Origin of the sequence: Flavobacterium rakeshii (assembly GCF_009741375.1) — a bacterium.
In the GTDB taxonomy this organism is placed as follows: Bacteria; Bacteroidota; Bacteroidia; order Flavobacteriales; family Flavobacteriaceae; genus Flavobacterium; species Flavobacterium rakeshii.
The window spans coordinates 22,780-34,551 of the sequence record NZ_WOWP01000011.1 but is presented as its reverse complement, the minus strand read 5'-3'; the positions used below and the strand labels follow the sequence as shown (position 1 = coordinate 34,551).

Below are 11,772 nucleotides of genomic sequence, written 5' to 3'. Positions count from 1 at the left end.
TTACTTTTTAGTCATTTCCCTGAAGACAGACTCTAAGTTTCTGTTCTTCAAATTAAGTTGTAACGTCTTGATGCCGTTATTTTGTGCAAAGTCAAAAATTACAGGGCGCATGTCTTTATCCGTAGAGAACGTAAGTTCCCATATGTGTCCCTGTACGTTTTTGGCGATTGTAAGATTATCAAGCGTTTTTAGTTTTGCTTCTTCTACAGCAGTATCAAATTCCACTTCAATAACCTGCTGAGAATCCTTTACAAGGTTATTCAGTTTTTTATCGGTTACAATCTCTCCTTTATTAATAATGATAACGCGGTCGCAAATGGCTTCCACTTCCTGCATAATATGGGTAGAAAGGAAAACGGTTTTATCTTTCCCTATGTTTTTTATAAGGTCGCGTATTTCTACAAGCTGGTTAGGGTCAAGCCCGGTTGTAGGCTCATCCAGTATCAGTACCTCAGGATCATGAAGTAATGCGGTGGCAAGCCCTACACGCTGACGGTATCCTTTAGAAAGCGAACCTATTTTTTTGTGCGCTTCGGGGGTAAGTCCGGTAAGTTGTATTACTTCTTCAATACGTGATTTGGCAACGTTGTAAACATCGGCATTAAAAGCAAGGTATTCCCTAACATACAGGTCAAGGTAAAGCGGGTTATGTTCCGGCAGGTAACCTACCGATTTTTGTACGGCTTTCTCATCGGTAGTAACATCATGTCCGTTTACACTTGCCGTGCCTTCATCGGCAATAAGGAAAGTAGTAAGGATTTTCATAAGGGTAGATTTTCCGGCACCGTTAGGACCAAGGAAACCTACGATCTCTCCCTTCTTTACAGAAAATGAAACATTATTAAGTGCCTTTTGTGCACCATAGCTCTTAGAGATATCCTTAACTTCTATAGACATAATTTACCTGTATTTGGAACAAAAATAATAAGAAAACAATATGATAACGCTGCAGGTTCCAATTTTATGATGATTAATTTTTACTAATGTGTATTTTGAAAAGAAAAATTTCCTATTTTAGCAGGAAACAATCCCAAAGATGTTCAATACAAACTTCTTTAGCGCTTATTTCTATTTCTTCTTTAACAGAGAGGGGCGGGATTGTATTGTATTAAAATAATCATTTAGAATTTAAATTGATATACAGATCCCGACCTAACCGTCGGGATTTTTTTTGGATATATATGAAAATAAAAATCGCAATTCAGGGTATTAAAGGATCATTTCATCATCAGGTAGCTACGGCTTATTTTGGTAACGACATTTTGTTTGATGAGTGTATGACGTTTCCTGATTTGGTTACCAGTGTGGTAAGCCAAAAGTCCCGGCATGCAGTAATGGCGCTCGAAAATTCCATAGCAGGTTCCATTATTCCAAACTATGCGCTTATAGATAGGAATAACCTCTGTATTACAGGAGAGTATTACCTTGATATTAACATGAATCTCATGGCATTGAAGGGGCAGACAATTGAAGATATAAATGAGGTGCATTCACATCCTATAGCTTTACTGCAGTGTGCTAATTTTTTTAGCAGGTATCCGCATATAAAACTGGTGGAAAGTGTTGATACTGCCGAAACCGCCCAGCGTATAAACGAAAAACAGTTAAAAGGTATAGCAGCGGTAGCGGGTCCTATGGCTGCGCAGTTTTTTGATTTGGATATACTGGCACAGTCTATTCACACTATAAAAAATAATAAAACAAGGTTTGTGGTTTTACAGTCGGTATGTAATCCGGTAAATAAAGATGAGGTTAGTAAGGTGTCGGTAAAGTTTGAGCTAAACGACACCCCCAGTAGTCTTGCAACGGTACTTAATGTGATTAATGACTGTAAACTCAATCTAACCAAAATACAATCAATGCCGATAATCGAGAAGCCTTTTCAGTACTCATTTTTTGCCGATATGGTTTTTGATGATTACAGAAACTATGAAAAGGCAAAATCGGTATTAGAGATAATGACCACACAATTTAAAGTATTAGGCGAATATAAAAACGGAAAAGTATGATAGCACAGGCACAAAGACTGGAACAGATACAGGAGTATTACTTTTCCGGCAAATTAAGAGAAGTGAGGCAAATGGTTGCCCAGGGGAAAAAGGTTATTAATATGGGAATTGGCAGTCCTGATTTACCGCCGTCGCCACAGGTAATTACAGCGATGAGTAATGCGGTAAACGATAGTTTTGCACATGAGTATCAAAGCTATCAGGGCTTGCCTGAACTAAGGGAAAGCATGGCGCGATTTTACAGCAGGCACTTTGATGTTGAACTGAATCCGGTAACAGAGATTTTACCATTAATGGGGTCGAAGGAAGGAATAATGCATGTTTCCATGGCTTTTTTGAATGAAGGAGATAAGGTGCTAATACCAAACCCGGGGTATCCTACTTATATTTCGGCAACCCGCTTGGTGGGGGCGGAGCCTGTATTTTATACATTGAATGAAGAGAATAATTGGGAACCCGACTTTGATGCTCTCGATGAGACAGACTGGAGCAGGGTGAAAATTATGTGGACCAATTATCCGCATATGCCAACAGGAGCAAAAGGTAGTCGTGCCATGTTTGAAAAACTGGTGGCACTGGCTAAAAAGCACGATTTCTTAATAGTAAACGATAACCCTTATAGCTTTGTGCTTAATGATAGTCCGCTTTCTGTTTTTCAGGTAGAGGGAGCAAAAGATGTTGCACTGGAGTTAAACTCTCTTAGTAAAACATTCAATATGGCCGGATGGCGTGTAGGAATGATTTCCGGTAATCCTGATTTGATAGCTTCGGTATTAAAAGTAAAAAGCAATATGGATAGCGGCATGTTTTACGGTATACAAAAGGGAGCAGTAGCAGCACTTAACAGTGATTCAGGCTGGTTTTCTATGCTCAATGAAACCTATGGAAAAAGACGGGAGCTTATATACGAACTGGCAGAAAAGCTGGGATGTACTTATAAAACCGATTCGGCAGGATTATTCGTGTGGGCTAAATTACCGCAAGAGATAACCTCGGCAGAAGCCTATATAGATGAGGTGCTTTACGGTAAGGATATCTTTATAACACCCGGTACGGTTTTCGGCTCGGCTGGAGAAGGCTATATTAGGTTCTCACTGTGTGTAAACGAAAGCCAAATTAGTGAGGCGATACAGCGCCTTTAGTAAAAGTAATAAGTTAAATTTGTAAAATATTAAAACAGCCTAGTGCTGTACAGAGTTGTAATAATGGAAAACGATATATTAATGAGAACGTGGCTGGATGATTTAAACCTGTCACATCCACTTTTAATAGCAGGTCCCTGCAGTGCCGAAACAGAAGAACAGGTACTTAAAATTGCACACGAACTTAAAGATTCTGACGCCAGTTTTTTCAGGGCCGGTATATGGAAACCAAGAACCCGGCCGGGAGGATTTGAAGGCGTTGGTGCTATAGGGCTTAAATGGCTGCAAAGGGCTAAAGCCGAAACCGGACTGCCTATGGCTGTAGAGGTGGCAAATGCCAACCATGTTCAGTTAGCCTTAGAGCATGATATTGATGTGCTATGGATTGGGGCGCGTACTACAGTAAACCCTTTTGCAGTACAGGAAATTGCCGATGCATTACAAAATACAGATAAGATTGTGTTGGTTAAAAATCCGGTAAATCCTGATTTGGCTTTATGGATAGGAGCGGTAGAGCGACTGCATAATGCGGGGATTAAAAAACTAGGTGTTATTCACAGAGGCTTTTCGACTTACGAAAAAACAAAATACAGAAATATACCCGAATGGCAACTGGCAATTGAGCTTCAAAACCGTTTTCCCGATCTGCCGCTTATTTGCGATCCGTCACATATTGCGGGTAAAAGAGATATGATACAGGATGTTTCACAAAAGGCACTTGATCTTAATTATGACGGACTTATAATTGAAACTCATATTGACCCTGATAATGCTTGGAGTGATGCAGCGCAACAGGTTACTCCCAATGCGCTTAAGCAAATATGTAAGGATTTAAAAGTAAGGAAGGAAACCGATACAGAAGATGAGTTTACAGTGAAAATGAATAAGTTTCGACTTAATATAGATGAACTGGATTCTAAAATAATAGATGTGTTGGCAAAAAGAATGAAGATAGCCGACGAGATAGGTCAGCTTAAAAAAGACAGGAATGTAGCCGTGCTTCAAAACAAACGTTGGGTAGAGATACTTGACAAAATGATTGTACAGGGTAATGAGAAGGGGTTAAGCGAAGATTTTATTATGGGTATATTTAAGGCGATACATGAGGAAAGTATTAGCCATCAGCAAAATGTTATAAATAGAAAGGATTAATAAACTCATGGAGTTAAAATATTTATCTTTGCCGAATGACAGGACTTGTTTATAAATCTACCGGAAGCTGGTATACCGTTAAAACGGAAGCCGGCGACTTTTATGAATGCCGTATTAAGGGTAAATTCCGTATTAAAGGAATTAAAAGTACCAATCCGGTGGCAGTAGGAGATTTGGTAGATTTTGAACTCGATGAAACTTCAGACGATACTACGGGGCTAATCCATAATATCCACGAGCGAAAAAATTATATCATTCGTAAATCGGTAAACCTTTCTAAGCAGGTACATATCATAGCATCTAATATTGATAAGCTTTTCCTCCTAGTTACCATAAACAACCCTGTTACCACTACCAGTTTTATAGACCGCTTTTTAGTGACAGCAGAGGCTTATGGTATTGAAGCAGTAATTGTTTTTAATAAGATAGATACTTTTACCGAAGAGATACTGGACGAGCAGCTTTACCTGCAATATATATACAGTACTATAGGCTATAAATGTTTAAGAGTCTCGGCTACCGAAAATAAAGGTATTGATGAGCTTAAGGAGATGATGAAAGGTAATGTAAACATGTTTTCCGGTCATTCGGGGGTTGGTAAATCAACACTTATTAATAAGCTACAGCCCTCTCTAAACCTTAAAACCAAAGAAATATCCGAACAACATAGCCAGGGGCAGCACACCACTACCTTTGCCGAAATGTTTGAGCTTGATTTTGATGCCAAAATAATAGATACTCCGGGTATAAGAGGTTTTGGTATTGTAGATATGGAGAAGGATGAACTGGGAGATTATTTTCCGGAGTTTTTTGCACTTAAAGATCAGTGTAAGTTTAACAACTGCCTGCATAAAGATGAGCCGCATTGTGCCGTTAAAGATGCTCTGGAAAATGACGAGATATCCTGGTCACGTTATAAGAGTTATCTGCAAATGCTGGATGGAGAAGACGAGAATTACCGAACCGATATTTATGGCGATGGTCGTGCCAATGATAATCAGGAATAATGAGAGTAGTAATACAAAGAGTAAGCGAAGCATCTGTAACTATAGAGGGCAGGAAAACTGCCGACATTCAAAAAGGACTTTTAATACTTGTAGGTATTGAGGATGCCGATACTAATGAAGATATAAACTGGTTATGTGCCAAAATAGCTAAACTCAGGATTTTTGGCGATGATAACGGGGTAATGAACTTAAGTGTTACCGAAGCCGATGGTGATATTATTGTTGTAAGTCAGTTTACACTGCATGCTGCTACAAAAAAAGGAAATCGTCCGTCGTATATTAAAGCAGCAAAGCCAGATGTGGCTATTCCGCTGTACGAGACCTTTGTTAAAACGTTACAACAGGGAACAGGAAAGATTATTCAAACGGGTGAATTTGGTGCCGATATGAAGGTGGCTCTTGTAAATGACGGACCTGTAACTATTTTGATTGATTCAAAAAACAAAGAATAATTTTCTGTTTTGTTAAAAACGGTTATTTTTGGATAAAAGTTTTAACAAAATGTTTTTAAAAATTTACACACCTTTACTATTACTGTTCTTTTGTTATAATCTTAAAGCTCAGGAAAATTTATCAGCATTTTCCATTCCTTCAGAATTAAAAGAGCATGCTAACGCTGTTGTGCGTTTAAGTACTGCAAATGTTGAAATTTCTTCACGTAAATCCATGAAAGTTAATAAGAAAAAAGTAATTACTTTTTTTAACGAAACAGGATTTGAAAGCGCCGGTTTTCAGGAATATTTTTCTGATTCAGAAAAAATTAAATCTTTACAGGCCATAATATATAATGCAGCAGGGAGTGAGATAAAAAAAATCAGGAAAAAAGATTTTAAAATGGTTTCGGTTTCTCAGGGGGCAGGGATAACAGATAATAAGGTTCTGTATCTTGATTATACACCTGTACAATATCCTTTTACTGTGGTTTATGAGAGTGAAGTTGAAACTATAAATACTGTTTTTATTTCTCCGTGGGCTCCTGTAGACGGACTATTTACATCGGTTGAGAAATCAGAATATACCATTACTTATGATCCAAGCCTTGGGTTTAGGTATAAAGAATATAATACTGATGATATTACTGTAACTACACAGAAGCAGGAGGGACAGCTTAAATTGACATGTCAAAATGTTCATGCTATTAAGGCTGAGGCATATACTCCATATTCTTCTATAATGCCAAAAGTAATGTTCTCGTTAACCAGTGTTCACCTTGAAGGGGTAGATGGTGAATTTTCAGACTGGGCTTCGTTTGGCGCCTGGTATTACAATAACCTCCTTGTAGGTACCGATGAACTTCCTGATGAAACTAAAGCAAAAATAAAAGAACTGGTTGGTACAGAAAGCGATAAGCTTAAAAAAGCAAAAATTGTATACAAGTACGTGCAGGATAAAACCCGTTATGTGAGCATTCAGCTTGGTATTGGCGGCTGGAGGCCTATGCTTGCTAAGGATGTAGACAGGTTAGGCTATGGTGATTGTAAAGCACTTTCAAATTATACCAGGGCTTTGTTAAAAGAGGTTGGTGTTGAATCTTACTGTACAGTTATATATGGAGATACAAGAAAGAGAGATATTACAAATGATTTTGTTTGTATGCAGGGTAATCATATGATACTGGCAATTCCGGATAATGACGAAATGATATGGCTTGAATGTACCAGTCAGGTTGTTCCGTTTGCATTTCAAGGTGATTTTACCGATGATAGGATGGCGCTTGTTTTAAAGCCTGAAGGTGGAGAGTTAATACGTACTCATGTGTATGAAAATGAGGAGAGTTCGCAGTTGCTTAGCGGTAATTATACTTTGTCTGAAAGCGGAAAAATAGTTGGCGGACTTACAGTAGTTTCAAAAGGTATACAATATGATAATAAGTACATTCTTGAAGGGAAGTCTCAGGATGATTTGAATAAAATTTATAAATCAAGATATTTTAGTAATATCAATAACCTTAAACTAAACAAAATACAGTTTTCCAATAATCGTAATGATACTGAGTTTACAGAGGTGCTGGAGCTTGAAGGTGATAGTTATGCAAGTTTAAGCGGAGACAGGCTAATATTTGCTATTAATGCTTTTAATCAAAATGATAATGTGCCACAACGCTATAGGAAAAGATATAATCCTTTTGAGGTTTTACGTGGTTATAGCGATAATGATGAGATTGTTGTAACATTACCGCAGGGGTATACTATAGAGGCAATGCCTAATTCAATAGATATTAAAGAGAAATTTGGTGAATACAGGGCAGAATGTAATCTTGTAGAGGGGAATAAACTAGTGTATAAAAGGACCCTTGTGATTAACAAGGGAATGTATGAAAAAACAGATTACGATCTGTACAGGCAATTTAGGGAAAAAATAAGCCGTAATGATAATGCAAAAGTAGTATTACTAAAACAATAACAACACAAACCAAACCAAAACCTTACAATTATGAAGATTTTCAAATTTTTTATTTTCCTGTTTTTAACAGGCTATACTACTTATGCCCAAAAATATGAGCTGGGTGAAGTGACTAAAGAAGAGTTAGCTCAAAAAAGACACCCTTCAGACTCAACAGCGCCGGCAGCGATATTGTTTTCAAAAGGAGTAACTTATATGGATCTTTCAGAGAGAGATGGTTTTACTTTAGTTACCGAAGTTGACATGAAAATAAAAATATATACCAAAGAAGGGTATGCATGGGCTAACAAGGCTGTAAGTTATTATCAGTCTGATAATGGAGATGAGAACGTTTATTTTAAAAAGGCTACAACTTATAACCTTGTAGATGGTAAAGTAGAAAAAACGAAGCTAAAAAGTGAAGGCGAGTTTGATGAGGAAATAAGTAAGTTTTACAGGCAAAAAAAAATAACAATGCCCGATGTGAAAGAAGGTAGTATAGTAGAATATCACTATGAAATAAGATCTCCTTTTACCAGTATTTTTCCAGAATGGAGATTTCAGGAATCTATCCCGGTAAACTATTCTGAATATACAACAAGGATACCCGAGTATTATACTTTTAATCCTGTGTTTAGGGGGTACCTTGTACCTAAGGTTAACAGAACAAGAGTCAATAAGAAGTTTACATACACATCGTCAACAAGAAGTAAAAATAATAACTATAGTGCCAAAACTAACTATTCAACCAGTGAGATTGATTATACAGAAAATGTTGTAACTTATATTATAGAGAATGCTCCAATGTTAAAAGGAGAGCGTTTTGTTAACAATATAGATAATTATACCAGTAGTATTGAGCATGAGCTTACCATGACCCAATACCCTAATGAGACCGTAAAATCATACTCTCATACGTGGGAAGATTTGGCTAAAACTATTTACAAGAATGATGATTTTGGAGGAGAGCTTAAAAAAACTAACTATTTCGAAAATGATGTTGATGCTCTTATAGCGGGTGTTACATCTCCGGAAGAAAAAATAGCAATACTATTTGGTTATGTAAGAGACAGGATGAACTGGAATGATTATTACGGCTATACTTGTCACGATGGTATTAAGCAGGCTTATAAAAATAAAACAGGAAATATAGCCGAAATAAACCTTATGCTTACTGCAATGTTAAACTATGCAGGCTTAGAGGCAAATCCGGTATTAGTAACAACAAGGTCAAGTAAAATAGCACTTTACCCAAACAGATCGGCTTTTAATTATGTAATTACATCTGTTGAACTTAACGGAGGGATTATACTTCTTGATGCCAGTTCAAAAGCTGCATTGCCAAATATAAGACCAATAAGGTCTCTAAACTGGGAGGGCAGGCTTATAAAGAAAGACGGGACTTCATATGCCATAGGTATGCTTCCTCAGTTCAATTCAAAAGAGACTGTTACCATAATAGGTGAAATAAGTGAAGACGGAGTAATATCGGGTAAAGCAAGAGATCAGTATTTTGATTATCATGCTTATGTTTTTAGAGAATCATATGGCGGTGCAAATCAGGATAGTTATCTCGAAAATCTTGAAAAAAGATATGACGGTATAGAGATTAATGATTATACAGTAGCTTATGATGATTTTAAAAAGCCAGTAACAGAAGAGTATAGTTTTATCCATAATAATGTTACAGATGTAATTGGCGACAAAATTTACATTAATCCGTTATTGTTTTTTACTGATGATGAAAACCCTTTTAAACAGGAAAAAAGAGAATATCCAATAGATTTTGTTTTTCCTACACAGTACAGGTATATGATTAATTTAAAAATACCGGAAGGCTATCAGGTAGAGTCCCTGCCAGAATCATTAGCTATTGGTATGGAAGATAATATAGGGTCTTTTAAATTTACTATACAGGCACAAAATAATCAAATACAGCTTATAGCTATTTCAGATATTAACTATGCATCTGTTTCACCATCATATTATACTGTGCTTAAAGATTTTTACCAAAAAATGGTAGAAAAGCAGGCCGAAAAAATTGTACTTACAAAAAAGATTTAAATGAAAACAGGAAAACAAATAAGTGTTTTATTGTTGTTGTTAACTACAGCTACTTTATTTGCGCAAAACTATAAGCCGGGGAAAGTTTCTCAAAATGAACTTGAAGAAAAAGCATGCCCGTATGATATAGATGCTAGGGCAGCTATACTGTATGAAAAAGGAGAAATTTCTTTTGATTTTAACAGTCAGGGGAAATGGATTATAGTGACCGATGTTTTTGTAAGGCTTAAGGTTTATAATAAAGAGGGGTATGCTTATGCTAATGAAGGCGTGAGTTATTATGTTGATGGAGTAAATAGTGAAAGTGTTGATTTTTCAGATCTTGTAGTTTATAATCTTGTAGACGGAAAGGTAGATAAAACCAAAATTAAAGATGATGAAGTTTTTAATGAAGAGGTAAATAAAAAATGGAAGGTTAAAAAAGTGGCCTTTCCTAATGTAAAGGAAGGAAGTATTATTGAGTTTCGTTACATTAAAAAAACACCTTACATAGCAAGTTTACCAGACTGGTATTTTCAAAGAGATATTCCGGTTAAAAAATCGGAGGTTGAATTTGCAGTGCCTCAGTGTTTTGTATACAGTAGGATATTGAGTCCTTATTTTCCTTTAGAACAGGATAAAAAAACCAGAAATGCCTACAGGGAGTATAGTACATCTGTAGGTAAAGGAGTTTATGGTACGTCGAGCGGGTCTAATAAATCAGAAAAGGCATCATTAACATTTACTGAAAATGTATACACCTATAAAGCCGAAAATGTACCTGCTTTAAAGAATGAGGTATATGTAGATAACATTAATAATTACAGGTCTTTCATTAAGCATCAGTTATCCAGTTCACAAATGCCCGGAGAAGCTGAAAAGAAATATGCTTCAGACTGGGATACTGTTGCTGCCAAAATATATGAGGACGAGGATTTTGGGAAACAAATTGAAAATCAGTCTTACTACAAGGAAGATATTGATGCCCTTTTAACTGGAGTAACTGAAGAGAAGAAAAAAGTTGAGCTTATTTTTGATTACGTTAAAAACAGGATGGCTTGGAACGGAGAGAAGTCATATTTGTGTACAGGTAATTTAAAAAGAGCATATGAGAACAGAACAGGTAATTCGGCCGATATAAACCTTATGCTGGTTTCCATGCTTAAATATGCCCGTGTAAAAGCTAATTCAATACTGTTAAGTACCAGGGATAAAGGGCACGTGGCTTTTGTGAATAGAAGCGAGTTTAACTATGTTATTGCCGGAGCCCAGTTACCGGGTAAGGTAGTGCTACTTGATGCTACAAGTAAAAATGCCGGTATTGATGTGGTTCCTGTAAGAACTCTTAATGTTTTCGGGAGGATGATTACTGATGAGCTTAAGGCTAAGGAAATTAGTTTGATGCCCGAAAAAAAATCCAAAACAAATGTTATGCTTATAGCTTCTCTAAATGCCGATGGGCAAATAGATGCTAATATGAAAAAGCAGTATTTTGACTATGAAGCTTTAATGTACAGAGAAGAAAACGGCAATGCTTCTGCCGATGATAAAATCAGAAAACTGGAAAATAGATATGGTATAAGGGTTGAAGAATATAATGTATTAAATGTTAATGAGGTTGATAAGGCAGTAGTAGAAGAAGTTTCGTTTAAAAGTGACATAGATGTAGCGGGTAATAAAATGTTTTTTTCTCCAATGCTTATGCTGGGTTTGACACAAAACCCTTTTAAACAGGAAGAAAGAGTTTATCCTATTGATATTTTGTATCCGCGTCAGGAAAGATATGCTATCACTATAAATATTCCAGAGGGTTATAAGGTTGAGTCGTTGCCGGAATCAATGGTGTTAGGTACACAAGACGATTTTGTGTCTTATAAGTTTGTGGTGGCTGTAAATCAAAATAACCAAATACAAATCATAGCTCAGGAAGACGTTAAATATGCCCGTATTAATCCTGAATATTATGATGGATTAAAAGCATTCTACGCAGATTTGGTTAAAAAGCAAACAGAGAAAATAGTATTGATAAAAGAATAG

Annotated in this window: 9 protein-coding genes; 8 read left to right on the top strand and 1 reads right to left on the bottom strand. The window is 36.5% G+C overall.

Features of this window, described 5'->3' with window-relative positions:
• A complete protein-coding gene (gene gldA / locus GN157_RS02765) occupies positions 1-897 on the bottom strand; it encodes a gliding motility-associated ABC transporter ATP-binding subunit GldA (protein ID WP_157481602.1) in 897 nt (298 codons plus the stop codon).
• A 284-nt stretch (positions 898-1,181) separates the two neighbouring features.
• Between gldA and GN157_RS02760 the strand changes: the two genes are divergently transcribed.
• The 8 genes from GN157_RS02760 to GN157_RS02725 all read left to right on the top strand — a co-directional run bounded on the left by GN157_RS02760 (position 1,182) and on the right by GN157_RS02725 (position 11,772).
• Positions 1,182-2,009 (top strand): prephenate dehydratase, encoded by an 828-nt coding sequence (locus GN157_RS02760; RefSeq protein WP_157481601.1) that lies wholly within the window; start codon positions 1,182-1,184, stop codon positions 2,007-2,009.
• Positions 2,006-3,151: a pyridoxal phosphate-dependent aminotransferase gene (locus tag GN157_RS02755; RefSeq protein WP_157481600.1), complete on the top strand. Its 1,146-nt coding sequence runs from the start codon at positions 2,006-2,008 to the stop codon at positions 3,149-3,151. The genes GN157_RS02760 and GN157_RS02755 overlap by 4 nt, the downstream gene beginning before the upstream one ends.
• Before the next feature lie 63 nt (positions 3,152-3,214).
• A complete protein-coding gene (locus GN157_RS02750) occupies positions 3,215-4,303 on the top strand; it encodes a bifunctional 3-deoxy-7-phosphoheptulonate synthase/chorismate mutase type II (RefSeq protein ID WP_157481599.1) in 1,089 nt (362 codons plus the stop codon).
• A 35-nt stretch (positions 4,304-4,338) separates the two neighbouring features.
• Positions 4,339-5,310 (top strand): ribosome small subunit-dependent GTPase A, encoded by a 972-nt coding sequence (rsgA, locus tag GN157_RS02745; RefSeq protein ID WP_157481598.1) that lies wholly within the window; start codon positions 4,339-4,341, stop codon positions 5,308-5,310.
• A complete protein-coding gene (gene dtd / locus GN157_RS02740; protein ID WP_157481597.1) occupies positions 5,310-5,762 on the top strand; it encodes a D-aminoacyl-tRNA deacylase in 453 nt (150 codons plus the stop codon). The genes rsgA and dtd overlap by 1 nt, the downstream gene beginning before the upstream one ends.
• Before the next feature lie 49 nt (positions 5,763-5,811).
• A complete protein-coding gene (locus GN157_RS02735) occupies positions 5,812-7,713 on the top strand; it encodes a DUF3857 domain-containing protein (RefSeq protein ID WP_157481596.1) in 1,902 nt (633 codons plus the stop codon).
• 30 nt (positions 7,714-7,743) lie between these two features.
• Complete coding sequence (locus GN157_RS02730; protein WP_157481595.1) at positions 7,744-9,756, top strand: DUF3857 domain-containing protein; 2,013 nt, start codon at positions 7,744-7,746, stop codon at positions 9,754-9,756.
• The gene (locus GN157_RS02725) at positions 9,757-11,772 is read left to right on the top strand and encodes a DUF3857 domain-containing protein (protein WP_157481594.1); all 2,016 of its coding nucleotides are present in this window, start codon (positions 9,757-9,759) and stop codon (positions 11,770-11,772) included.